Origin of the sequence: Kitasatospora sp. NPDC008115 (assembly GCF_042957205.1) — a bacterium.
Taxonomy (GTDB): Bacteria; Actinomycetota; Actinomycetes; order Streptomycetales; family Streptomycetaceae; genus Kitasatospora.
The window spans coordinates 352,952-376,470 of sequence record NZ_JBIBHU010000002.1 but is presented as its reverse complement, the minus strand read 5'-3'; the positions used below and the strand labels follow the sequence as shown (position 1 = coordinate 376,470).

The 23,519-nt window shown below is 76.4% G+C and carries 19 protein-coding genes and 1 tRNA gene; 11 read left to right on the top strand and 9 right to left on the bottom strand.

Translation table 11 applies throughout. The features are described from left to right. The first annotated feature begins 57 nt into the window (after window positions 1-57). Entirely contained in the window at window positions 58-3,927 is a 3,870-nt protein-coding gene (locus ACFZBX_RS04000; RefSeq protein WP_391531370.1) for a tetratricopeptide repeat protein, read from the top strand. 470 nt (window positions 3,928-4,397) lie between these two features. Here the strand turns inward: ACFZBX_RS04000 and ACFZBX_RS03995 are convergent, their stop codons facing one another. From ACFZBX_RS03995 to ACFZBX_RS03975, 5 genes are all read right to left on the bottom strand, one after another. Further along, window positions 4,398-5,240 carry an inositol monophosphatase family protein gene (locus ACFZBX_RS03995; protein WP_391531369.1) on the bottom strand — a complete coding sequence of 281 codons (843 nt, stop codon included), beginning with the start codon at window positions 5,238-5,240 and terminating at the stop codon, window positions 4,398-4,400. Window positions 5,241-5,247: 7 nt separating this feature from the next. Continuing rightward, window positions 5,248-5,622 (bottom strand): hypothetical protein, encoded by a 375-nt coding sequence (locus ACFZBX_RS03990; RefSeq protein ID WP_391531368.1) that lies wholly within the window; start codon window positions 5,620-5,622, stop codon window positions 5,248-5,250. A 271-nt stretch (window positions 5,623-5,893) separates the two neighbouring features. After that, the gene (locus tag ACFZBX_RS03985) at window positions 5,894-6,250 is read right to left on the bottom strand and encodes a hypothetical protein (protein WP_391531367.1); all 357 of its coding nucleotides are present in this window, start codon (window positions 6,248-6,250) and stop codon (window positions 5,894-5,896) included. 110 nt (window positions 6,251-6,360) lie between these two features. Then, window positions 6,361-6,834 carry a DUF3093 family protein gene (locus tag ACFZBX_RS03980; RefSeq protein ID WP_391531366.1) on the bottom strand — a complete coding sequence of 158 codons (474 nt, stop codon included), beginning with the start codon at window positions 6,832-6,834 and terminating at the stop codon, window positions 6,361-6,363. A gap of 71 nt (window positions 6,835-6,905) precedes the next feature. Continuing rightward, the gene (locus ACFZBX_RS03975) at window positions 6,906-7,304 is read right to left on the bottom strand and encodes a DUF4440 domain-containing protein (protein WP_391531365.1); all 399 of its coding nucleotides are present in this window, start codon (window positions 7,302-7,304) and stop codon (window positions 6,906-6,908) included. A gap of 192 nt (window positions 7,305-7,496) precedes the next feature. Here ACFZBX_RS03975 and ACFZBX_RS03970 point away from each other — a divergent pair, with 192 nt between their 5' ends. From ACFZBX_RS03970 to ACFZBX_RS03950, 5 genes are all read left to right on the top strand, one after another. After that, complete coding sequence (locus tag ACFZBX_RS03970) at window positions 7,497-7,664, top strand: SflA family class IV lanthipeptide (RefSeq protein WP_391531364.1); 168 nt, start codon at window positions 7,497-7,499, stop codon at window positions 7,662-7,664. Between the two features lie 109 nt (window positions 7,665-7,773). After that, on the top strand, window positions 7,774-10,380 hold the full coding sequence (gene lanL, locus ACFZBX_RS03965; RefSeq protein ID WP_391531363.1) for a class IV lanthionine synthetase LanL: 2,607 nt from the start codon (window positions 7,774-7,776) through the stop codon (window positions 10,378-10,380). 92 nt (window positions 10,381-10,472) lie between these two features. Further along, window positions 10,473-10,544 (top strand) — tRNA-Glu (locus ACFZBX_RS03960). 80 nt (window positions 10,545-10,624) lie between these two features. Then, window positions 10,625-11,536: an ornithine cyclodeaminase family protein gene (locus ACFZBX_RS03955; protein WP_391531362.1), complete on the top strand. Its 912-nt coding sequence runs from the start codon at window positions 10,625-10,627 to the stop codon at window positions 11,534-11,536. 90 nt (window positions 11,537-11,626) lie between these two features. Beyond that, entirely contained in the window at window positions 11,627-12,274 is a 648-nt protein-coding gene (locus tag ACFZBX_RS03950; protein ID WP_391531361.1) for a 2'-5' RNA ligase family protein, read from the top strand. Window positions 12,275-12,288: 14 nt separating this feature from the next. On the opposite strand, the gene ACFZBX_RS03945 is transcribed toward ACFZBX_RS03950, so the two are convergent. Next, on the bottom strand, window positions 12,289-12,642 hold the full coding sequence (locus ACFZBX_RS03945) for a VOC family protein (RefSeq protein ID WP_391531360.1): 354 nt from the start codon (window positions 12,640-12,642) through the stop codon (window positions 12,289-12,291). 89 nt (window positions 12,643-12,731) lie between these two features. Then, window positions 12,732-13,112 carry a hypothetical protein gene (locus ACFZBX_RS03940; protein ID WP_391531359.1) on the bottom strand — a complete coding sequence of 127 codons (381 nt, stop codon included), beginning with the start codon at window positions 13,110-13,112 and terminating at the stop codon, window positions 12,732-12,734. A gap of 141 nt (window positions 13,113-13,253) precedes the next feature. On the opposite strand from ACFZBX_RS03940, the gene ACFZBX_RS03935 reads away from it, so the two are divergent. The 3 genes from ACFZBX_RS03935 (at window position 13,254) to ACFZBX_RS03925 (ending at window position 16,923) form a co-directional block, all read left to right on the top strand. Then, the gene (locus tag ACFZBX_RS03935) at window positions 13,254-13,967 is read left to right on the top strand and encodes a 2OG-Fe(II) oxygenase (RefSeq protein WP_391531454.1); all 714 of its coding nucleotides are present in this window, start codon (window positions 13,254-13,256) and stop codon (window positions 13,965-13,967) included. Next, a complete protein-coding gene (locus tag ACFZBX_RS03930; protein WP_391531358.1) occupies window positions 13,957-14,451 on the top strand; it encodes a hypothetical protein in 495 nt (164 codons plus the stop codon). The genes ACFZBX_RS03935 and ACFZBX_RS03930 overlap by 11 nt, the downstream gene beginning before the upstream one ends. Window positions 14,452-14,715: 264 nt before the next feature. Further along, window positions 14,716-16,923 carry a hypothetical protein gene (locus tag ACFZBX_RS03925; RefSeq protein ID WP_391531357.1) on the top strand — a complete coding sequence of 736 codons (2,208 nt, stop codon included), beginning with the start codon at window positions 14,716-14,718 and terminating at the stop codon, window positions 16,921-16,923. A 67-nt stretch (window positions 16,924-16,990) separates the two neighbouring features. Here the strand turns inward: ACFZBX_RS03925 and ACFZBX_RS03920 are convergent, their stop codons facing one another. Beyond that, complete coding sequence (locus ACFZBX_RS03920) at window positions 16,991-17,203, bottom strand: hypothetical protein (RefSeq protein ID WP_391531356.1); 213 nt, start codon at window positions 17,201-17,203, stop codon at window positions 16,991-16,993. 337 nt (window positions 17,204-17,540) lie between these two features. On the opposite strand from ACFZBX_RS03920, the gene ACFZBX_RS03915 reads away from it, so the two are divergent. Continuing rightward, on the top strand, window positions 17,541-21,032 hold the full coding sequence (locus tag ACFZBX_RS03915) for a tetratricopeptide repeat protein (protein WP_391531355.1): 3,492 nt from the start codon (window positions 17,541-17,543) through the stop codon (window positions 21,030-21,032). A 133-nt stretch (window positions 21,033-21,165) separates the two neighbouring features. After that, window positions 21,166-22,320 (top strand): N-acetylmuramoyl-L-alanine amidase, encoded by a 1,155-nt coding sequence (locus tag ACFZBX_RS03910; RefSeq protein ID WP_391531354.1) that lies wholly within the window; start codon window positions 21,166-21,168, stop codon window positions 22,318-22,320. Window positions 22,321-22,382: 62 nt separating this feature from the next. Here the strand turns inward: ACFZBX_RS03910 and ACFZBX_RS03905 are convergent, their stop codons facing one another. Further along, a complete protein-coding gene (locus ACFZBX_RS03905) occupies window positions 22,383-23,423 on the bottom strand; it encodes a hypothetical protein (RefSeq protein ID WP_391531353.1) in 1,041 nt (346 codons plus the stop codon). Window positions 23,424-23,519: the final 96 nt, after the last annotated feature.

Sequence of the window (23,519 nt, the reverse complement as noted above, 5' to 3'; positions counted from 1 at the left end):
CGGAACGGCCGCCCGGCCGCCCCGCTCTCGCTGGGGGCGATTGTGGTCGAACGTCTGGTGCTGGATCTCCACGCCGACGGCCGGATGTCCGTGACGGAGTGGCCGCCGGGTGCAGAGGTCCCGGCTTCCGCCGTCGACGCCGGATGGCTGCGCAGACCCCTGGACGACTCGGCCCTGGAGAACCTGCGCTGGTACCTGGAGGACTACCTCCGGACCCCGTTCGGGGCCTACGGCGAACGCGGCCCGCACCTCGCCCGCCGGCTGCCGGACTGGGGCGCGCGGATGTTCTCCGCGCTGTTCGGCGACGGCCCCGCCCGTGACGCCTACCTGCGGGCACGGGCCCGTGGCGGCGCCCTGGAACTCGTGCTGCGCTCCGACTCCGCGCCGCTGCTCGCGCTGCCCTGGGAACTGATGACCGATCCGGGGCGCCCTTCCCCGCCGGTGCTCGACGACATCCTGCTGATCCGCTGCCCGTCGGACGCCGGCCCCTTCGACGCGGTCACCGAGGCGCCCGGTTCCCGGCTGCGGGTGCTGCTGGTGCCCACCGCCGCGGACGCCGACGCGCGGACGATCGCCGTCCCGCTGGTGCGGCGGCTCGGACCGGGACGCGACGCGGTCGAACTGGAGGTGCTGCGCCCGCCGACGCTCGCCGGCCTCGGCGAGACGCTGCGCGAGGCCCGGGAGGAGGGCCGGCCGTTCCAGATCGTGCACTTCGACGGCCCCGGCATCCTCCCCGAGCGGTCCGCCCTCGGGCGCGAGCTCCACGGCGGGCTGCTGTTCGAGCAGCCGGACGGGGGCGCCGGGCCGGTGCCGGTCCAGCGGGTCGCCCGGCTGCTGGCGGCGGCCGGGGTCTCGGTGGTGGTCCTGAGCACCGGCCGCTCGGCGAACCCGGCCGGAGAGCCCGAGGCGGCGGCGGCCCTCCGGCTGCTCCAGGAGGGCGCCGCCGCCGTGCTCGCCCTGCCGTACGGCCTGTCCGGGACGGCCGCCGCCGAGTTCCTGGGCACCGTCTACGAGCGGCTGCGCTCCGGCGACGGGGTCGCGTCGGCCGTCGCGACCGGCCGTCGGCGCCTCGCCGGGCAGGACCTGCGCGTCTCCCCCAAGGGCCCGCTGCCGCTTGCCGACTGGACGGTCCCGGCCCTCTACCGCCGGAGCGAGCCGGCGTTCCCCAGCCTGCGGACCGGGCGGGACGCCCAGCCGCCCGTCCCCTCCGACGACCGCCCGGACCCGGTCGCGGATGCCCGGGACGGGCTGGACGGGCTGGACCGGATGGGCGGGCTGGACGGCTTGGAGGGCCTCGACGCCGTCGGGGAGTTCACCGGGCGGGACGGGCTGCTGCTCGACCTGGACGCGGGAGCCCGGCTCCACCGCGTGGTGGTCCTGCACGGGCCCGCCGGGGTCGGCAAGACGGAGCTGGCCAAGGCCTTCGGCCGCTGGTGCCGGGACACCGGGGCGGTGGACGGACCGGAGTCGGTGGTCCTGCACTCCTTCGCGCCGGGCGTGGCCTCGACCGGCCTGGCCGGGGTCGTCGACCGGATCGGTCACCGGCTCCTCGACGCCGCGGACTTCGACCCGCTCACGCCGGCCGGGCGCCGGGAGGCGGTCGAGGACGCGCTCGCCACCGGGGACGTGCTGCTGATCTGGGACGGCGTCGAGTCCCTGCACGCGGAACACCACCCCGTCGGCGCCGTCCCCGTCCCGAGCGAGGAGGAACGCGCCGAGCTCCGGGCCTTCCTCGAACGCGTGGCCGGGCGCGGGCGGGGCGCGGTGGTCCTCACCAGCCGGACCCCGGAGACCTGGCTGGGCCCCGGCCCGCTGCGGATCGAGGTGCCGCACCTGGCCCCGGACGAGGCCGTCGTGTACGCCGACCACCTGCTCGCCCCCGACCCCGACACCGTCCGCAAGCGCGGGCTGCGGGTGTTCGGGCAACTGCTGGAGTGGCTGGACGGGCACCCGCTGACCATGCGGCTCGTGCTGTCCTCGTTCGACGCCCACGAACCGTGGCACATCCTGGACACCCTCCTTCGGGCCGAGGCGGAAGCGGAAGCCGAGGCGGAGGCCGAGGCGGCGACGGCCACGGCGGACGCGGCGTTCACGGTGGGCACCGGCTACGCGCTGACCCGCCTCTCAGCCGACGACCGGCGGGCGCTGGCGGCCGTCACGCTCTTCCACGGAACCGTCGACGCCACCGTGCTCGCCCTCCTCTCCCGCCAGCCGCTCGCGCCCGAGCGCTTCCGGGAGCGCGGCACCGAGGACTGGCAGCGGCTGCTGGAACGCGCGACCGGCCTCGGCCTGCTCACCGCCGCGAACGGCACCGCCTACCGGATCCACCCGGCGATCGCGGCCGTCCTCACCGCCCGGTGGCGCGCGGAGGAGTCCGGGTACGCCGGGCAGCACGCGGCCGCCGTTCAGGCGCTGCTCGCCGCCCAGGTCGGCTTCTGCCTGCTGCTCACCCGCGAACTGGCCGGCGGCAGCGCCGAGTTCGCCCTGACCGCGCTGGACCTCCAGCGGCGGACGATCGGCGTCCTGCTCGGCCTGGCCGTCCAGGACGGCGGGTGGCCGCAGGCCCGGGCGCTCGTCCGGCCGCTCCACGCCTACTGCAGCGCCCACGCTCTGGAGACCGAGGCACGCGGCTGGACCGACCTGGTGCGGAGCGCCGTGGAGGCGCCCGACGGCGCCCCGCCGGCGGCCGACACCCCGGCCGGCGCGCTCTGGCTGTCCGTGGTCGGCGCCGAGGCCCGGCGCCTGGCACGGGCCGGCCGCACGGAGGAGGCCGAACGGGCCCTGCGCGAGATCCACCACGCCGTCGACCGGCAGCAGCCGGACCCGGACCAGCTCGACGACCTCGCGGACGGCTACCAGCAGCTCGGCCGGATCGCGGTCGACCGGGGCGCGTTCGCCGAGGCCGAGCAGTGGTACCTGTGCGCGCTCGCCCTCCTGGAGCGGCTGGGCGACGCCCACGGCACCGCGATCGGCCACCACCAGCTGGCGGTGATCGCCCACCGCCTCGACCGCCCGGACGACGCCGAGCGGCGCACCCGCGAGGCACTCGACGCCTTCGAACGCCTGGGCGAGACCCAGCGGGCGGCGGTCTGCCGGCACCAGCTCGGCGTCCTGGCCCAGGAACAGGGCGGCTTCGAGGAGGCCTACGTCTGGTTCGGGCAGGCCCTGGCCTGCGCCGACCAGTCCGCCGACCGCCCCTTCGCGACGGACCTCCGCCACCGGCTCGCCGCCGTCGCCGCCGAACTCGGGCGCCTGGCCGCGGCCGAGAAGTGGTCCGAGGAAGCGCTGGCCCTCGCCGAGGAGTCCGGCAGCCTGCCCGACACCGCCCGCGGCTGCCACCAGCTCGGTGTCCTGGCGGCGGCACAGGAGCGGCTGGAGGAGGCCGAGTCCTGGCACCGCAAGGCGCTGGTGATCCGCCAGGACCTCGGCGACCGGCCCGGCACCGCCGCCAGCCAGCACCAGCTGGGCGTCGTCGCCGCCCGCCGCGGCGACCTCCCCGGGGCGGAGACCTGGTACTCGCGGGCGCTGGCGGTCCGGGAGGAGCTCGGCGACCAGGCGGGCGTCTCGATCGGCTACCACCAGCTCGGCCTGGCCGCCCAGACCGGCGGCCGGGCGGCGGACGCCGAGGCCCGGTACCGCAAGGCGCTGGACGTCTCGCACCGGATCGGCGACACCCCGGGGCTGGCGCGGACGTTCGGCCAGTTCGGGCTGTTCGCCGCGGAGCAGGGGCGCCCGCGCGAGGCGATGGAGTGGCTGGTCCGCAGCATCACCTGCTTCGAGGAGTTCCCGCACCCCATGACCTGGCCGAGCGTGGTCAACCTCGGGCTCCTGGCCCGCGACCTCGGCCCCCGGGCCGTGGAGCGGGCCTGGCGCTCGGTCACCGGCCGCCGCCTGCCCGAAGCCGTCCGCGACCACGTCGGCGGCTGACCGGTTGGCGGCTGACCGGTCCCCGGGCCCCACGGCAAGGCAAGCCGGCAACCCCGGCCACAACCGGCGGGACGGACCGGCCGACCACCCATGGCCGCAACCGGCCAGGGACCGCGCGCAGACTCAGGCGGCGTTGTCGGCGGCCCCCGCACCGGGTCGCGAGAAACCGGGAGCCCGTCTCCTCCGGTCCCGGGCCGCCGCACGACCGCCCACAGCGGCCGCGCCCCGGCCGCGGCCTGGCCGCCACAGGAGTCCCCGGCAAGGAGCACCGGAGGAAGGCACTCGCCACGTCCCGTCCCCGACGGACGCCCCGAGGCAAGCCGACGCCCGGTCGCCGGCGGAAGCCTGCCCGAGACCCCGCCGGCCCCCGCGAGCAGGGCCGGGCGGCACCGCCCCAGGGCGGCCGCACAGCACCGGTCGCCGGGGCCTCCCCGTTCGCGGGCGGGACGTCAGCCCGGCCGGAACGCGGGTTACGACGTGGGGCGGTCCCCGAGGAGGAGGCGGCGGATCCGGGTGACCGTCTCCGCGTCGCGGGCCGTGATGAACGGCAGGGCGTTGCCGCCGGCGAGGTGGAAGGGGGCACCGGCGAGGGTGGCGTGGGCGCCGCCCGCCTCGGCGACCAGGAGCAGACCGGCCGCGTGGTCCCAGGCGTTCTCCCAGGCGAACACGGTCGCGTCGAGGGTGCCGCGGGCGATCTCCAGGTACTCCAGCCCCGCCGAGCCCGCGCAGGGGCGGGCCCGCACGCCCTCGGTGCGCAGGCGCAGCAGCGCGCGCTTGGCCGCGGGGGTGATGTGGAAGGGGTACGAGGCGGCGATCTCCAGCGGTGCGCCGGCGGCCGGCGAACCCGTCCGCAGGGCGGCGCCGTTCAGGCGGGCGCCGCCGCCCCGCAGGGCCGTCGCCATCTCGTCGCGGGCCGGGGCGTACGTCCAGGAGGCCAGCAGTTCGCCGCGGTGGGCGAGGGCGACCAGCGTGCAGAACCCCTCGTCGCCGCGGACGAAGGTGCGGGTGCCGTCGATCGGGTCGACGATCCAGACCGGGCGGTCACCGGCCAGCCCCGCGTACAGGCCGGGGTCGGCGGAGACGGCCTCCTCCCCCACCACGACCGAGCCGGGGAGCAGCGCGGTCAGAGCGGCCGCCAGATGCGCCTCGGCGCCGCGGTCGGCGACCGTCACCAGGTCGTGCGGGCCGGTCTTCTCGGCCACCTGGTCGGCGGTCAGCGCGCGGAAGCGCGGCATGATCTCGTCGGCCGCCGCCCGCCGGACCGCCTCCTCCACCGGGCCCAGGCAGTCCGCGGCGAATCGTTCCTCGATCATCTGCCCATCACATCACAGCTTCGGTTCCCCGGTCCCCGACCGAACAGACGGACGGTCCAGGAGGCTTGGCACGCCCGCCGTGCGGGCCGCCACCGCGGCGAGCGCCGGCACCGCCGCCCACCGCCGCCACGGCGAAGGGCCCCGCCTCGGGGCGGGCCCGCGTCCCGGCCGGCGAGAGGACCGCCATCGCGCACACCGAGGTGCCGAGGCCGACCACGACCACGACCACGACCACGACCACGACCACGACCAGCCTGGCGGGCATCGTCCCCGCGCCGGGGGCCGGCGCGGCTCCCGGCGTGCCGACGGCCGCCACCGCGGCGCCCAGGGCAAGCAGATGACGCTGCGGCCCCGCGCGCCGGCGCGGCGGGCACGCCCTCACGACGGCATCGAAGCGGCCGGCCCCGGGGCGGCCCGAGGTGGGCCGACCAAGCCGTCCCGAAGCGGAACGGCCGCTTCACGAACCAGCCGACCACCCCAGGACGGCGAGCAGGACCCGCCGACGGCAGGCCGCGGCCCGCGCCGAGCCGCGGCACGAGCAGGCCTGGGACGGCGGTGAGCCCCCGGGCGTCATCCAGCGCCTCGAACCCGCGGACCGGTCCCGGGCCCACGGACCCGGACGGCCCAGCGCGCCCTCGTGGCGGTGCCGGGGGTCAGTGCGGGTTGCGGGACAGGGCCCGGCGCAGGGCGAGGTGGGTGAGCCAGTCCATGCCGAAGGCGAAGGGCGCGGCGGTGCTGTCGGCGGAGCCGGGGGCCAGTGAGCTGATCGCCATGACGGCGAGCGGCACCCAGATGCGCGTCAGCACCCGGCGGACGGCGGACGTGCCCCGGGTGCGGGCGGCGAGCCACGGCACGAGCAGGCCGAGGACGGCGAGCGGGACGGTGAGGCCCCGGTGCTTCAGCGCCTCCAGCGCGGTCCAGGCGAGCAGTCCGGCTCCGAGCAGGCCCCAGGCGGCCCGTGCGGCGAGGCGGGTCGGTGCGGCGGTGCGGTCGGCGGTCTTGCGGGTCATGGCGGCGCTCCCCCCGTGCGTCGCGCGCCCCACCCGTACCGGAGGGGCACCGCCAGCAGTATGCGCCGCATTCGGCTCCTCCGGCACGTCCTTGACCGACGCGCTGGGGGTCAGTGGCCGGCGGCGGCCGGTGCGGTGCAGTGGTCCCGGGCTTCGGCCAGGGCGGCGGCGAGAGCCTCGGGGTGGCGGGTGGAGAGGTAGACGTAGGGGCAGAGCAGCGAGGGTTCGGCGACCTCGACGCGGACCGCGCGCGGGAGGTAGCCACGGATGAGCAGGCGGGCCCGGGGGCCGGCCAGCCGGGTGCGCCAGGCGAAGGCGGCGGCCTGGTCGAGGACTTCGACCGCTCCCGTGTGTTCGCCGCGCAGCACGACGGGTCCGGCCACCAGGACGCCGTCGCAGACCCGGATGCGTACCGCGCCGTAGCCGTTGAGCGCCGGGACCGTCACCGCCAGCAGCAGGGCGCCGCCGGCCAGGGCGGGCAGCGCGCCGAGCGGGAGCAGCGCGGCGGTGAGCGCGGCGGCGGCCGTCAGGGCGGCCAGCCACCAGCGCAGCGGGACGGAGAGTCGTTCGTCGTAGATCACCACATCCCGGATGCTGCCACGCCGTCGGCCGCTCACCACGGCCGGGCCGCCGGGCGGGGCGGGCCGGGCGGGGCTCAGGCCGTGTCGCACCAGGAGAAGGCCGCGATCCGCCAGCCCTCGGGGGTGCGGACGAACTGGAAGGTCTTGGTCCCGCCGCCCCCGTACGGCCGGCCGTCCAGGGTCCCGGACTTGCGGTACTCGCCGATGCGCGTGGCGACGCCGCCCGCGATCTCGGTCCGTTCGGAGGTCTCCCACTCCGAGAAGCCGACCAGCCGTCCGCTGCTCAGCAGCCGCTCGCGCGGTTCGACGAACTCCTCCACCGAGTAGACCGTGAAGGTCGGGGCGGTGCAGACGATCACTCCCTGCGGGAGCATCAGCCGCCGGATCCGGGCCACGTCGGCGGACCGACCGTCGCGGTTGTCGAACGCGCCGAAGAACTCGGCGGTCAGCTGGTCGATCTCGGTCCTGGACATGGGGCCGACCGTAGCACCGCGGATTCCACCGGTCCGCCGTTCGATGAAATGTCACACACCGTCAGACGGCGGAAGTCCTTCCGGTGTTCCGAATGTGATGATGTCGCGCCCCTATGGTGAACACCGGGAGCTGGCTAGCATGAACATGCCGTCGAACAGGAATCCACCGACCCTCAACGGGAGGAGCCCATCATGAGCGCACAGGTTCTGGAGATCCGCGACGCCGGCCTGCTGGACATCGACGAGGAGACCATCGCCTTCGAGGACGAGTTCGACGCGGACCTCGCCCCGGTGGCGTGTATCGACGACCCGTGGGTGACCTACGTCCCCACCCGCTTCGAGTGCGGGTTCAACTCCTGACCCCCACCGAATGATCCGAATGATTCGAACAGGGAGGTGACCGCCGGGCGGGACACCGCACGGCGGTCACACCGGCCAGGGACGCGGCCCGCGGGAGGGTGGCACGGCGATGACGGCAGCGGCACCTCCGGGCGAAGGCCCCGCCCACGGGACGGCCGGGGACCTCCGGTCCCGGATCTCGGCCCACCTCGCCGCCCCGGCCGGCGCGCGCCGCCGGCTGCACGCCGGCGACGGCTGGCTCTACCTCCACGACCCGACGATGCCGGCCCTCGCCCACGGCTGGAAGCTCCACCTCTCCGCCCGCCCCGAGCAGCTCGCGGAGCTGGTCGACCTGGTGCTCCCCGTCCTGCTCCGGCACACCTGCGACGCCAAGTTCGCCGCCGGTGCCGCCGTGCTCGGGCGGCTCAACTCCGGGCTGCGCGGCGCCGCGGCCGTCGGCAAGGCGGTCACCGTCTACCCGGCGCCGGGCGGGATCGAGGCGCTGGCCGGCGAGTTGGCCCAGGTGCTGGCGGGCCGACCCGGGCCCCGGGTGGTCAGCGACCGGCGGCTGCGGCCGGACTCCCCCGTCTACTACCGGTACGGGCCCTTCCGGGTCGACGGCGACGACCCGGACCTCGTCATGGCAGGACCCGCCGGGGAGCCCTTCCCCGGCCTCGCCGTCGGCTCCTACCGCCAACCGCCCTGGGCGGCCGACCCGTTCACCGACCGCGCCCCGCGCCGGGAGGCGAGCACCCGGGTCGGCGACGGCCGCTACCGGATCACCGCCGGGATCACCCGCTCGCCGAACGGGCACGTCTACCGCGCCGTCGAACTCGCCACCGGGCGGGCGGTGGTGGTCAAGCAGGCCCGCGCCCACGTCGCCGAGGACCCGTCCGGCACCGACGCGCGCGGCCGGCTCCGGCACGAGCGGCGGGTGCTCGCCGCGCTCGACGGGGTGCCCGGGGTGCCGCGGCTGGTCGACTACTTCCGGCACGGCGAGGACGAGTACCTCGTCAGCACCGCCCTCGGCCCGCGCGATCTGCGCCGCGACGTCCTCACGGCGGGCCCGTACCCGACCGACGGCCGCCACCCGACGGGCGCCCGCACCACCGACCGGGACTGGTGGACCCTGGCGCGCCGGCTGCTGGCCGTCCTGGACGCCGTGCACGCGCGCGGCGTGGTCGTGTGCGACCTCAAGCCCGCCAACGTGGTGCTCGACGGCTCGGGCGGCTGCTCGCTCGTCGACTTCGGCGTCAGCTCCCTCGCCGGCCACCGGCCCGAGGGCGCCACCCGGGGCTACGGCCTGCCCGGCGCCGCCGAGGCACGGCCCGCCGACGACTACTACGCGCTCGGCGCCACCCTGCACTGGGCCGCGACCGGACTCGACCCCGTGGTGATCGACCCGGACCCGGCCGTCAACCGCGACCGCACCCTCACCTGTCTGGCCGGCGCGCTGCCCGCAGGCGCGCGGGCGGAGGCGGCGGGCGCGGTGGTGACGGCGGTGGCCGGCCTGCTGAGCCTCGACGCCCGCGAGCGGACCGCGGCCGCCGCCGCCCTGCGCTACGCCACCCGGCCCACCGGGCCCACCGGGCCCGCCGGGCCGGACCGCCGGCCGCCGGCGCTGACCGGGGACCGGCTCGGCGAGTCCGTCCGGCACACCCTCGGCCGCTGCGTCCGGATGGCCCACGAGCTGGTGGAAGCGGACCCCCGGGGCGGGCAGCCGCGCACCCTCCTGTCGCTCTACGACGGCGCCGCCGGACTCGGCCTCGAACTGCTCCAGCACCCGGACCGGCCGGAGGTCCGCACGGCGGCCGCCGCCCTCGCCCGGTGGACGGCCGCCCACCCCGCCCTCGGCCGGCTCGGCCCGGGGCTGTACGACGGCCGGGCCGGCGTCGACCTGTTCCTCGCCCACGCGGCCCATCTGCTCGGCACCGAACCGCCCACCGCCGCGGCCGGGCCGCTCGCCGACGACCTCCCGGCCGACCAGGTCTCCGGCGCCGCCGGGATCGGCACCGCCCGGCTGCTGCTGGCCCGTTCGGCCCGCGCCGACGGCCGTCCGGAGGAGGCCGGGCGGCACCTGGCCGTCGCCGCCGAGTGCGCCCGGCGGCTGACCGACGGGCGCCCCACCGACCCCCGGGAGGAGCCCAACCCGGGGACGGCGGCACTCATGGAGGGCTTCGCCCACGGCCGGGCCGGTCTCGCCCACTTCCTGCTCGCCCTGCCCGGCGAGCCCGCGGCGGCCGCCCGGCGCCTCGTCGACGGCCTCGCCGCCGACGTGCCCCGCCTCGCGGCGGCCGCCGGCGCCCCCGGCGCGACCCGCCGCTACAGCTCCTGGTGCCGCGGGCTCGCCGGCATCGGTACCGTGCTCGTCCAGGCCGCCCGCCACTACCGCGAACCGGCGCTCCTCGCCCGCGCCGCCGAGGCGGCCGCCGCCTGCCGAGCGCTCGCGCCAAGGATGGGCATGACCGGCCAGTGCTGCGGCCTCGCGGGCGTCGGCGAACTGCTGGTCGACCTGGCCTCGGCCACCGGGGAGGAGCGCCACTGGCGAACCGCCGAGGAGGTCGCGGGCCTGGTGCTCTCCCGTGGCGGCGGGCCCTGGGGCCGCCCGCTGCTTCCCGGCGGCGACCCCGGCGCCGAATCCCCCGCCTGGGCCGTCGGCACACCTGGCGTGCTGGCCTTCCTGCGCCGCCTCCACCTGCGGGGCGGACCGCGCCCGGGCCGGCTGTTCCCGGCCTGATCCGGCGGATTTCGGATTCTGATCATCCGTTGGTAAGTTCTTCCTCGTCGAGAGGGCGGCCCGCGCAAGCGGCGGGAGGCCCGGTCGGCCAGGCGTCGGTGGTGCATTGGCAGCACGCCCGCTTTCAGCGGGAAGAGTTCGTTCGATTCGGGCCCGGCGCTCCATCCCCGGGGGCGGCAACCGTGTGACGGTGCCGCCCCCGTTCCGTTTCCGCCATGACCGGCGGCGGGAGGAGGCGGCACCCGTGACCCTGTTGCTCTCACGCGCGGACGTCGAGGCCGCGCTGGACATCCCGGCCGTGCTGGCCGCGCTCGAAGCGGGCTTCCGCGCCACCGGTGACCCACAGCCGGCCCACCGGGTCGGCGCCCGCCTGCCCGGCCCCGGCACCGCGATGTGCCTCCTCCCCGGGCTGCTCCCCGGCGTACCCGCGTACACCGTGAAGGTCAACGCCAAGTTCCCGGCCGCGACCCCCGCCCTGCGCGGGATCGTCTGCCTGCACGCGCTGGCCGACGGCGAACTGCTCGCACTGCTCGACTCCGCCTCCGTCACCGCCTGGCGGACCGGGCTGGCCGCCGCGCTGGCCACCCACACGCTCGCACCCGAGCAGGCCACCAGGGTCGCCGTCATCGGCGCCGGCGCCCAGAACCGGACCGTGCTCAGGGCGCTGCGCACCCTGCGGCCGGTCGACGAGGTGTACGCCTACGACCTCGACCCGGCGCGCGCCGCGGCCGTCGGCCAGGCCATGCCGACCGCGCGGGCGGCCGTCGAGGCCGCGGACATCGTGCTCACCGCCACCTGGTCGCGCGAACCGCTGCTCGACGCCGATGTGCTGCGCCCCGGCCTCCACCTCACCAGCCTCGGCTTCGACGAACCCGGCAAGACCGAACTCTCCCCGGCCCTGCTGCGCGCGAGCCGCCTCGTCGTGGACGACCCCGGTCTCGCCGCCGCCTCCGGCGTGCTGCACAGCGCGGACCTGGACCCGGGCCTCGCCACCCCGCTCGGCGACGTCCTGCGCGGTACCGCCCCGGCCCGCCCCGACGACCGGCCCACCGTCTTCGCCCCGATCGGCCTCCCCTGGCAGGACCTCGCGCTCGCCTGGCCGGTCCACCTCGCCGCCCGGGCCAGGGCCGCGAGCACCTCCTTCACCTTCCACTGACGCCTCCGCCGCGGCTACCGTGTCCGGGAGACCCAAACCCCGAACCGACACGCCCGGCCCCGCGCACGCCCCGCGACGGAGGAGACGACCGTGGAGAAGTTCGTTCCGAGGTTCCAGGGCGCGCCGTGGCCCGACGGCGCCCGCGCCCTGCACGTCTACGCGGTGCCCGACCCGGGCACCGATCTCGAACTGGCCCGTCTGGTCGGCGAGTGCCGGGTGGCGATGCTCCCCCACCCGATCACCGCGCTGGACGACGGCACGCTGCACTGCACCCTCGACATGATCGCCGACACCACCTCCGACCGGATCACCGACGGGGAACGCGCCGACCTGGTCACCGCCCTGCGCGAACACCTCGCCGGCACCCGCCCGTTCGAGGTCACGGCCGGCTCCCCGATCGCGAGCCGGGGCGGGGCCTTCCTCGACCTCTCCCCCGACCACGCCCTGGTCGGGCTGCGCGAGCGCGTCCGCGACGCCATCCGCCGCACCCGTGGCACCGGCGCCCTGCGGCACGACGGCGGCCGTCCCCACATCTCGCTCGGCTACGCCTGGGCCGACTCCTCCTCCGACGCCCTGCAGTCGGTCTTCCGCCGGATCTCCCCCAGCCACGCCCCCGTGCGCATCCGCGAGGTCCACCTGCTCGACGTCCTCTTCCGGCGGCATCCCCGCCCCGGCGGCGAGACCGCCTGGCAACTGTCCTGGTCCCCGGTGGCGACCGTCCCGCTCACCGGCGCCTGAACCCGCCCCGGCGGTCAGGCGGGCTGCCAGAGCTCGATCCGACGGCCCTCGGGGTCGGTGACCCAGCCGAAGCGGCCGACCCCCGCCATGTCCTGGGTCTCCTCGGCCACGTCCGCGCCCTTGGCCCGCAGTTGCGCGAGCATCGCGTCCAGGTCGCGGACCCGGAAGTTGAGCATGGTCTGCTGGTCGCGGGAGCCGAAGTAGTCGGTCCCGGGTTCGAAGGCCGCGAACACCGTCAGCCCGGCCTCCTGCCGCCACAGGCCGTACTCGTCGGCGTCCAGTCCGAGGCAGTCCCGGTACCAGGCGCTCATGGCCGCCGGGTCGGCGGCGCGCAGGAAGTACCCGCCGATTCCAAGCACACGTTCCATGGCCGCCATCCTGCCAGGACGGCCGCCCTACGGCCCGGCGACCCGGCCCGGCGGCATCGCCGGTCCGGTGGCATCGCCGGTCCGGTGGCTCAGCGGTCGGCCACCCGGGCGGCATCGGCGGGCCAGGAGCCCGTGGCCACGACGTGCTCGACGATCCGCAGCACCTCGGCGAGCGGGACCGTGTCCTGGTCGGGGTACTCGTCGCACTGGCCGTCGGCGAGCACGAACCCGTCGCTCCCGCCATCGGCCGAGGGGTCCACGGCATGCTCGCCCGGGTCGCCCTCTCCGGCCGGCAGGACCACCATCGCCCGCTCGGCGTTGGTCACGAAGCCCGGCGAGCGGCCGGCCGAACCGGTCGGCCAGGTCTCCGGGCGCCCGGCCTCGATCCGCGAGCGGAGGAGTTCCAGGACCGTCCCCGGCAGAACCCGCGCCGGTGCGCCGCCGCCGTCGATCACCCCTGACTCGATCACGGCCACAACGGTCCCACAGCCGTCGGCGGAGCGGAGCGCGAGGGCCGATTCCCGCCAGCCCGGCGCGGGACCCGAGGCGCAGAGTGGAGGACGTGGGACGGGATGGACGAGTGACCGGAGAGCGACGTGAGCGTTCACACGATGATCAAAGGCCCGGCAGAGCGGGTCGAGGGCGCCGACTGGACGGCGATCGCCGAGGAGGTCGGGGAGTACGGGAGCGCACTGACGCCGATGCTGCTCGACCCCGCCGAGTGCGCGGAGGTGGCCGGGCTGTACGACGAGACCGAGCGCTTCCGGAGCACCGTCGACATGGCGCGGCACCGGTTCGGCTCCGGTCGGTACCGGTACTTCCAGGAGCCCTTCCCCGCCCCGGTCGCCGCCCTGCGGGAGGCGCTGTACCCGCGCCTGCTGCCGATCGCCCGCGACTGGGCGGCCAGGCTCCGCCGGCCCGCGCCGTGGCCGGACGGCCTCGCCGAGTGGCTGCAGCAGTGCCACGCGGCCGGACAGACCAGGCCCACGCCGATCCTGCTGCGCTACCGCGCCGGCGACTGGAACGCGCTCCACCGCGACCTGTACGGCGACCTGGTGTTCCCGCTCCAGGTGGTCATCGGCCTCGACGTGCCCGGGTCCGACTACACGGGCGGCGAGTTCCTGACCGTCGAACAGCGGCCGCGGGCCCAGTCGCGCGGGACGTCCGTCGCGCTCCCCCGGGGCCACGGGCTGGTCTTCACCACCCGGGACCGCCCCGTGCCCTCCGCGCGCGGCTGGTCGGCGGCGCCCGTCCGGCACGGGGTCAGCACCGTGCGCTCGGGCCTGCGCCATACGCTCGGCCTGGTGTTCCACGATGCCGCCTGACCCTCCCGCCGCCCATACGGCGGCCGAACTCGACGCCCTCGTGGGCTTGTTGCCCCGTTCCGCGACCGTGGTGATCGGCCACGGCCGCGACGAGGCCTCCACCGCCGCGGCCCGGGCGTTCGCCGCGCGGTGGCAGGCCGGCGTCGGGAGCGTGCTCGATGTCGTCGACTGGCCCGAGCAGGCCGCCTCCTGGCTGCGCCAGGCGCGCCGGTTCACCGCGCCCGCGCCGGACGCCTGGGTGGTGGCCGGCGGACCGCGCGGCTGGGCGGGGATGAGCCGGCGGCTGCGGCGGAGCACCGACTGGGACCCGGCGCGGACCGCCGGCTTCGCGTCGGCGGGCAGCGCCCTCGCCGCGGCGCTCGCCGGTCCGGGCACCCTGGACGGCCTGCGCGGCGCCACGGCGGACGGCCGGACGTGGCAACTGGGCGACGGTGGCGCACAGTCGGCCGATTCGGGACGGTTCGCGGACGGTGATCTGACGTAGGGTCGGCCCCGGGACGGCCGTGCGGACGGGGGTTCGCGCCGGCGCCGTCCCCGGTGCGGCCGTCGTTCTCGCGACCGGTCACGGTACGGCCGCCCTGAGCACCGTGGTTCACCGCTGCTCACCGCTCTCCGACGCTCCGCACCCGGGGCACGTCCGCCGCGCGACCGCCGCGCGGCGGCTGCGTGCCTCCCGGGCCCGGAGCGCCGTGGCGGCCACCGTCCACCCGTCCCGCGTGGCGCACCGCGGCACGCCGAAGGGATCGTCATGTCCGAGTACACCGAACCGTCGTCGGCCGCCCCCGGCGACCCGCTGCCCGTCTCCCGCATCGGCCGGCGCCGCCTGCTGCGCGCCGGGCTGGCCACCGGCGGCGCGCTGGCCGCCGTCCGGCTGCTGCCCTCGACACCCGCCGGCGCCGCTCCCGCCACCTCCGCACCCGCCGCCGTCCACCGGCCCGTCACGGGGTACGCGTCGACGAGCGCCGCCGCATGGCCGGACTGGGCGCGGTTCGCCCGGCTGGCCGACGGCACCTTCGACGAGGAGGAGGACATGCAGGGCCGGATCGACCAGCTGAAGGCCCAGAACGTCAGCGTGATCGAACTGGACACCGTGCTGTCCGACTGGCTCACCGACGCCGAGTTCACCGCCCACGCCGCACTGGTCAGAACCTTCACCACCAAGGCGCACGCCGCCGGCCTGAAGGTCGTCATGTACTACCCGTCGCTGGAGGTCATCTCCCCCGGCGGCGAGAAGGGCCGCTCCTTCTACAAGAACGACCAGGGCCGCACCTGGGTCCAGCGCTCCCTCGACGGCAAGCCCAACGTCTTCTGCGGCAGCGTGGTGGTCTGGGTCGACCCGGGCGACGAGAGCTGCTGGGTCAGCCCCAACTCCCCCTGGCGGGACTACTACCTGAAGCGGATCAGGCAGCTCGCCGGCACCGGCGTGGACGGGATCTGGCCGGACGTGCCGATCTTCTTCGACGGGGTGCTCTCCTGGTGCGACGCCTCCACCTGGAGCGCCGCCGCGTTCACCGCGGACACCGGGCTGGCCGCCCTGCCGAAGGCCGCCAACTTCAACGACCCGGTCTTCCGCCGCTACGTCGAGTGGCGCCACCACAACCTGCTCGGGTTCCAGCTCGACATCGCCGCCGCCGGGCGCAGCGTCAACCCCGACCTGGTCACCTTCGTCGAGACCGTCTCGATGGACTACCGCTACGCCACCTCGATCGGCCTGGACGGCGCCTACCTGCGGCAGGCGGCGGGCAACGTCGGCCAGGTCTGGGAGGTCGACATCCTGGCCAACGAGGACGGCATGCGGCACGCCACCGCCACCGACTGGACCTGCCTGATCTCGATGTACAAGTACGCCCGGGCGGCCAGCGGCACCAAGCCGGCCTGGGCGTTCTCCTACGGCTGGAAGGCCGATGACGCCTCGCTGGTGATGGCGGAGCTGATCGCGGCGGGCTGCAACCCGTACGAGGTGAAGACGCCGTACAAGAACGACACCACCGACGCGGCGATGCGCACCCGGATGTTCGGCTTCGTCCGGGCCAACCAGCAGCGGCTCTACGACGCCGGGTCGGCGGCCGAGGTCGGCGTCTACCACTCCAGCGCCTCGCGCGACTACGTGAGCCCGGGCGAGGGCAACGGCATGTACGCCAACGCGACGGCGCCCGCCGGGATCGCCGACTGGTGGGGCGGCGACGACCCGGAGATGAGCTGCACCACGATGCCGTGGATGGGCGAGTTCCGCGGCACCGTCAAGGCCCTGGTGTACGCGCACATCCCGTTCGACACCGTGACCAGCCCGGGGCTCGCGGCCGAGGACCTCGCGCGGTTCAAGGTGGTGCTGCTGCCCAACCTCCAGGCGGTCTCCGACGCGGAGGCGGCGGTGCTGCGCGGGTACGTCGCGGGCGGCGGCACGGTGGTGCTCACCGGGCCCGCGCCGACCGGCCTGGACGAGTACGGCGCGCGCCGCGCCGAGTACGCGCTCGCCGACGTGCTGGGGCTGCGCCGGGCCGACCCGCTGCCGGCGAGCCGGCGCAACGCCTTCGGCGCGGGCGTCTGCTGGTACCTCGGCGGCGCCCTGCCGGGGCTCGCCTACCTGCGCACCGCCGACCAGGCCGCGGGCGAGCGGCTGCTGGCCCCGGTGCGCGAGGCCGCGCCGCCGTCGCTCGGCCTGGCCGGCGACCGGCGGATCCACCTGGAGGCGCGCCGCCTGGGCGAGGAGACCGTCGTCCACCTGGTGAACTTCACCAACTTCGGGGACACCCCGGCGGCGTTCCGCAGCACGCCCGCGTCCTGCACCCTGACGTACGCCGTCCCGGCCGGGCGGAGCGTCACGGGGGTCACGGTGGCCACCCCGGACGGGACCGATCCCGCGCCGCGCCCGGTGCCGTTCACGGTGACCGGGGCGGTGCTCAGCGTGCCGCTGACGGTCGCGCAGTACTCGGTCGTCGGGATCACGGTGGGCTGACCCGCCGGGGCACGGACACGCGGACACGCCCCGGGGCCGGGGGCTCCGGGGCGTGCGGCGGACAGGGTCAGCCGTTGGTGATGTTCTCGAAGGCCTCCACCCAGCTGAAACGCGGGCCGAACAGGCCCACGGCGGCCTCGCCGGCCGAGAGTCCCGACGACGAGGAGGAGGGCTGCTCGCCCGAGTCGTGCGCCACCGCGGCGGTCGGCGCGATCACGGCCGTCGCGGCGACGACGGTGGCGACCACGGCGAACTTGCGGAGCTTTCCACGAACCGACATCTCAGGTACTCCTTGATGGTTGGTCAGCAGTCTGCGCCGGCCGCCGCGCGGGACGGCCGGGCGGCACACACGTTTGCACACGAACGCGCAGAGCCGGGCGCTTTCGCAACCCGACGCGGGCCGACGGGTGGGAAGTTACGCCGGGAGGGTGAAGCGCGGCCGGTGACGGCGGGCGGCCGTCCCACCCGCACGGCCCGCACGCGGCCCGCGCACGGAGGACGGCCGAAAGCGGGACAACCCCGGGGCCGGTTCACTACCGTCGTCCTCACGACAGCGGCACCGGCGGCACCGGACTCGTGGTCGGTGCGGCCCGCCGGGTGGGCGGCAGGGGGGTGGCATGGCACAGGCACGGAGGCGGCTGTCGCGTGCGGAGGCGGTGCGCCGGCGCACCGGAGCGCAGTTCATCGGCCGCAGAACCCAGTTGGCGCTGTTCGTCGACAACCTGGCCCGGGACCCCGACCCGGACTCCGGGCCGGATCCGGCGGACTTCCTGTTCCATGTGCGCGGGGTCGGCGGGGTCGGCAAGTCCACGCTGCTCGCCCAGTGGCGCGAGGCGGCCCGGCGGGCCGGGGCGCTCACTGCGGTGGTCGACGAGACCGATGTGCAGGGCGTCGAGACGGCGCTCACCGCGCTCGCCCGCCAGCTCGCCGAACAGGCCGGTCCGCTGCGGGAGTTCGACAAGGCGGTGGAACAGTACCGGCGCTCGCTGCAGGCCGCGGCGGACCGCGAGCCGGAGCAGCCGCCCGGCGGGGAGGGCGCCTCGCTGCCGACCCGGATGGTGACCCAGGCGGCGTTCGGGGCGGCCTCGGTGCTGCCGGGCGCGGGCATGGTCGCGGCGATGGCCAACCCGGACGCCGTGGCGCAGGGCGCCGAGCGGCTGATCGCCGGGGTGCGCCAGCGCCGGCGCGGCGGCGACGTCGAGGAGTCGGCGCTCAGCCGCGCCTTCGTCGCCGAGCTCACCCGGCTCTGCGAGCGCGAGCGGGACCGGGGGCGGCGGCCGTGGATCGTGCTGTTCCTCGACACCTGGGAGCTGACCGGCCGTTACCTCGACGGCTGGCTGCGGGAGATCCTCGACGACGCGTTCGGCCCGCTGCCGCTGGAGGTGCTCTTCGTGCTGGCCGGCCGGGACGAGCTGGCCGAGCGCGAGTGGGCGCCGTGGCGGCCGGTCCTGGTGGACGTGCCGCTGGAGGTGTTCACCGAGCAGGAGGCCCGCGACCTGCTGGCGGCCCGCGGGGTGACCGACCCGCTGGTGGTCGACGCGGTGCTGCGGATGTCGATGCGGCTGCCGCTGCTGGTGGCGCTGCTGGCGGCCGCCGACCCGGGCGCGGTCGAGGAGGTCGCCGACGTCGGCGCGGACATGGTCGACCAGGCGGTGGTGCGCTTCCTGCAGTGGATTCCCGAGCAGGAGCGCCGGGAGACCGTTCTGGCGGCGGCGCTGCCGTTGCAGCTCAACCAGGACCTGTTCGCCTGCGCCGTGCCGGCCGCCGAGCCGGCCGCCTGGGCCTGGCTGTCGGCGCAGCCCTTCGTAACCGGGCGCGGTGACTTCCTGCAGTACCACGCCGTGGTCCGCACCAGCATGGTGCGCCGGCGCCGGATCCACACGCCCCGGGAGTGGACGGCCGCGCACACCCGGCTCGCCGAGCACCACGCCGCCGCGCGCACGGCGGTCGAGCAGTACCTGCCGGCGGCCCGGCACGGCGGCGATCCGCGCTGGCGCCGGCCGCTGCTGAACGAGCTCTACCACCTGCTCTGCGCGGACCCGCTGGCCCATCTGGCGCTGGCGCTGGAGCACACCGCGCGCACCGCCGGGGACGCGCCGGACGCGTTGGCGCCGTGGACGGAGATGCTCAACCAGGCCGCGCAGGACAGCGACGACGCCGAACTGGTCCGCTGGGCCCGCCGGATCCATGCGGCGGCGGGCGGCGAGCAGCCCGTCCTGGAGACGCTCGGCGCGCTGACCGGCCCCGGGCTGCCCGCCCGGGTGCGGGCCTGGGCGCTCACCCACCGCGGCTACCAGTTCTTCGTCGAGGACCGCGACGACGACGCGCTCGCCGATCTCGACCAGGCGGTCGCGATCGCCCCCGATCTGCCCCAGGCCCTCGCCTACCGGGGGCGCGTGCTCAACTGGCACGGCCACCACGAGCGCGCGCTGGCCGACTTCACCGCCGCGCTGGCCCTCGACCCGGAGTACGCCTGGGCGCTGTCGCGGCGCGGTGAGGCCCGGCAACTGGCGGGGCTGGTCGAGGAGGCGATGGCCGACTTCACGGCGGCGCTCGCGCTGGACCCGGACGACGCCTGGGCGCTGGGCTCGCGCGGCCAGGCGCACCGGCTGGCCGGGCGGCTGGAGGAGGCGGTCGCCGACCTCACCGCGGCCATCCTGCTCGACCCGCAGTACGCCTGGGCGCTCACCCAGCGCGGCGAGGCGCTCCGGATGGCGGGCCGCCCGGCCGAGGCGATCGCCGACTTCACGGCGGCGCTCGCACTGGACCCCGACGACGCCTGGACGCTGAGCTCCCGGGGCCAGGCGTTCCGGCAGACGGGCCGGCTGGACGAGGCGATCGCCGATCTGAGCGCGGCGCTGGCGCTCGGCCCGGACAACGCCTGGGCGCTCGCCGAGCGGGGCGAGGCGCACCGCCAGGCGGGCCGCCCGGAGGACGCCGTGGCCGACTTCACGGCCGCGGTGGCGCTCAACCCGGAGAACGCGTGGGCGCTCGGCTCGCGCGCCCAGGCCCACCGGCAGGCCGGCCGGCTGGACGAGGCCGTCGCGGACTTCACCGCCGCGCTGGCGCTCAACCCCGACTACGCGTGGGCCGTCGGCGAGCGCGGCGAGTCGCACCGGCAGGCCGGGCAGCTGGAGGAGGCGGTCGCGGACTTCACGGCGGCGCTCGCGCTGGACCCGGAGTACGCCTGGGCGCTCGCCGAGCGCGGTGAGGCGCACCGCCAGGCCGGGCGGCTGGAGGAGGCGGTCGCCGATCTGACGGCGGCGCTGGAGCTGGACCCGTCGGACGTGTGGGCGCTGCGGGCGCGCGGCCAGGCGCACCGGCAGGCGGGCCGGCTGGACGCCGCGATCGCGGACCTGAGCGCCGTGCTGGCCGTCGACCCGGAGTACGCCTGGGCGCTGGCGCTGCGGGGCGAGGCGCACCGGCTGGCGGGGGACCTGGAGGAGGCGGTCGCCGACCTGACGGCCGCGCTGGCGCTCGAACCGGACGACGCCTGGGCGCTGGGCTCCCGGGGGCAGGCGCGCCGGCAGGCGGGCGAGGTGGAGGAGGCGATCGAGGACCTGTCCGCCGCGCTCGCGCACAATCCGGACTACACCTGGGCGCTCGCCGAGCGCGGTCAGGCGCACCGCCAGGCCGGGCGTCCGGCGCAGGCGGTGGCGGACCTGTCCGCGGTGCTGGCCCGGGATCCGGCGGACGTCGCGGTGCGCTGCGCCCTCGCGGCGGCGTACCGGCACGACGGGCGGTTGGAGGACGCCCGGGAGGTGCTGGAGGGGCTGGCGCCGGAGGTGGCGGCGTCCTCGACGGTGCTGGTGGAGGTGGCGGTGCTGCGGTTGCTGACGGAGGGTCCGCAGGCCGCGGCGCCGGTGTGGGAGGCCTTCGTGGAGTGTCCGTACGAGGATCCGGACGACCCGTTCGAGCCCGGGGTGCGCAAGCTGCTGTACGGCCTGGCGGCCGGGGAGGGCGACCCGGAGGAGCTGGCGCGGGCCTTCCTGGCGGTGCCGGGGGCGCGGGCGGCGCGGGCGGACGTCTGCCTGTACCTCGCCGAGCTGGCGCGGGCCGGGGCGCCGGTGGGCGGGCGGGCCGCGGTCGCGCTGCGGTTCCTGGGGTGACGGGCGGCGGGTGCCCGTTCGGGCAGAGGAGTCGTGCGAACTTGCGGGCCGGAACGGCCGCTTCGGTAGATTCATGATCGACTTCCGAGCAGTCAGAACGCGTTCCCTCGCACGCACCGAGAGCAGGATCCCGATGACCGAACCCAGCTCCGCCGTCAGCCGTCGCACCCTGGTGACCGCCCTCGGCGCCACGGCCGCCGTGCTCGCCACCGCGCCGGCCGCGCACGCCGCGGCCCCGACCACGCCCGCCGCCCCCGCCGCTCCGGGCGCCACCCCGCCGGCCGGTCAGGGTTCCCGCACGGTCACCGTGCCGGCCACCCGGGCCCGCTCCGCGGCCGGGCGCGCGGCCACCGGGGCGCGCACCGACTTCCCGATCCACTACGTCGGCGTCAGCTGGGACGGCCCGCTGCGCGGCGGCGCGATCCGGCTGCACCACGAGGGCACCGGCCCCGGCGCCTGGCAGCCGCTCACGCCGGGCTGCGCGGGCGGCCCCGATCTGCCGGGCCGCTCGGGCAGCGACGCCGCCGCGGGCGCGGCGGTGCTGGTGCCGGCCGGCGGCGCCGTCGGCTACGACCTGCGGCTGCCCGACGGCGCCGCCAACCCGCGCTCCACCGCACTGGACACCACCCGGGGCCCGGCCCGCACGGCCACGCTCTCCCCGACCGCGCCGGTCACCTTCTGCGGCGTCGAGTACCTCAGCCGCGCCGCGTGGGGCGCCGACGAGTCCAAGCGCTTCAAGAACGGCGTGGAGAACTCCCCCGCCAAGTACTACCCGCTGCAGACCCTGACGGTGCACCACACCGACACCCCGAACGCGGACGCCGACCCGGCCGCGACCGTGCGGGCGATCTACGAGTACCACGCCGTCACCCAGGACTGGGGCGACATCGGCTACCACTTCCTCATCGACGAGGCCGGCCGGATCTACGAGGGCCGCTGGTCCGGCGACGACGGCCTGCCGGCGCACGACGCCAACGGCAACGCGGTGACCGCCTTCCACACCGCCGGCTTCAACTCCGGCAACCTCGGCATCGCCCTGCTGGGCACCCTGACCGGCCAGGACGCGACGGCCAAGGCCCGCCGCTCGCTGACCCTGCTGCTCGCCCTGCTGACCCGCACCCACGGGCTCGACCCGCAGGCGCACGTCACCTTCGTCAACCCGGTCAACGGCGTCACCAAGCCGGTCGACCTGATCAGCGGCCACCGCGACTGGCTGGCCACCGACTGCCCCGGCGGCACGATGTACGCCACGCTGCCGGCCCTGCGCGCCGAGGTCGCCGCGCTCTGACGGCCCGCCGTCGGACGGTCCGATGGCCGGTCCCGGGCGCTCGGCGCCCGGGACCGGACCGTTCAGGGCGCCCCGAGCGAGGCCCAGTCGGACCACCCGTCACCGGTCTGCCAGATGTGCCGGACGGTCGCGTCCGTGCAGGGGACGAAGACGTGCAGCCGGTTGTCCGCGTCCTGGGAGACGGCCGGGTCACCGGCCGGGGTGGCGCCGATCGGGCCGCCGAGCGGCGCCCACTTCTCCCAGCCCTGCCCGACCGGCCGCTGCACGGCCCGCTGCACCGTGTTGTCGGTGCCGCGGCAGAAGACCTCCAGCCGGCCGCCGGAGTTCCGGGCCGCGGCCGGGTCACCGGCCAGGCTGCCGCCGAGCGACTCCCAGCTGCCGGTCCAGCCGTTGTTGGCGGCGGTCTGCCACCGGTGCCAGAGCGTGTTGTCGGTGTACCGGGCGAAGAGCTCCAGCCGCCCGTCACCGTTCTGGACCACCGAAAGGTCGCTCGCGACGCTGTTGCCGCCGAGCGGGGACGCGATCTTCCAGCCGTTGATCAGCGGGCGCTGGTAGGCGTGCTGGACGTTGCCGTAGCCGTCGTGGGTGAAGACCTCCAGGTGGCCGTTGGCGTTCGGGGCCGGCGTCGGGTCGCCCGCCGAGGCGATCTGGATGGTCCCCCACGACGACCAGCGGTTGTCGGAGTCCGTCTGCCAGATGTGCTGGACGACGTTGCCGGTGCTGTGGACGAAGACCTCCAGGTGGCCGTCGCTGTTCTGGGCGAGCATCGGGTCGCCCACCAGGGAGCCCTCCAGTGATCCCCAGCCGCCCCAGCCGCCGGGGAGCCTGGGGTCCTGCCGGATGTGACGGAGCGTGGCGTTCTCCCCGCTGTGGACGAAGGCCCACAGGCGGCCGTCGGAGTCCGTGCCGGCCACCGGGCTGCCGGTGACGGTGCCGCCGAGCGGCTTCCAGGGCGACCAGTCCTCGTCACCGTCGGGGCTCTCCTGCCAAATGTGGTACACGGCGCCGTTCCCGCCCCGGGCGAAGACCTCCAGCCGGCCGTCCGAGTTCCGGCCGACCCAGGAGAGCGCGGTACTGAACGCGGTTCCCACTGCCGTAGCCATGGGATTCCCCTTTCCGGTGTGGCGAGTGCCGACCACCGGATGCCCGCCGGCGATCCGGGGGCCGCGCACCGGGCCGTCCACCGACCCACTGGTTCG

Coding starts and splice junctions, on each gene's coding strand:
- ACFZBX_RS03995 (WP_391531369.1), bottom strand. CDS start 5,240: ATGATCGAGGAACGATTCGCCGCGGACTGCCTGGGCCCGGTGGAGGAG.
- ACFZBX_RS03985 (WP_391531367.1), bottom strand. CDS start 6,250: ATGACCCGCAAGACCGCCGACCGCACCGCCGCACCGACCCGCCTCGCC.
- ACFZBX_RS03975 (WP_391531365.1), bottom strand. CDS start 7,304: ATGTCCAGGACCGAGATCGACCAGCTGACCGCCGAGTTCTTCGGCGCG.
- ACFZBX_RS03970 (WP_391531364.1), top strand. CDS start 7,497: ATGAGCGCACAGGTTCTGGAGATCCGCGACGCCGGCCTGCTGGACATC.
- lanL (WP_391531363.1), top strand. CDS start 7,774: ATGACGGCAGCGGCACCTCCGGGCGAAGGCCCCGCCCACGGGACGGCC.
- ACFZBX_RS03945 (WP_391531360.1), bottom strand. CDS start 12,642: ATGGAACGTGTGCTTGGAATCGGCGGGTACTTCCTGCGCGCCGCCGAC.
- ACFZBX_RS03935 (WP_391531454.1), top strand. CDS start 13,254: ATGATCAAAGGCCCGGCAGAGCGGGTCGAGGGCGCCGACTGGACGGCG.
- ACFZBX_RS03930 (WP_391531358.1), top strand. CDS start 13,957: ATGCCGCCTGACCCTCCCGCCGCCCATACGGCGGCCGAACTCGACGCC.
- ACFZBX_RS03925 (WP_391531357.1), top strand. CDS start 14,716: ATGTCCGAGTACACCGAACCGTCGTCGGCCGCCCCCGGCGACCCGCTG.
- ACFZBX_RS03920 (WP_391531356.1), bottom strand. CDS start 17,203: ATGTCGGTTCGTGGAAAGCTCCGCAAGTTCGCCGTGGTCGCCACCGTC.
- ACFZBX_RS03915 (WP_391531355.1), top strand. CDS start 17,541: ATGGCACAGGCACGGAGGCGGCTGTCGCGTGCGGAGGCGGTGCGCCGG.
- ACFZBX_RS03910 (WP_391531354.1), top strand. CDS start 21,166: ATGACCGAACCCAGCTCCGCCGTCAGCCGTCGCACCCTGGTGACCGCC.
- ACFZBX_RS03905 (WP_391531353.1), bottom strand. CDS start 23,423: ATGGCTACGGCAGTGGGAACCGCGTTCAGTACCGCGCTCTCCTGGGTC.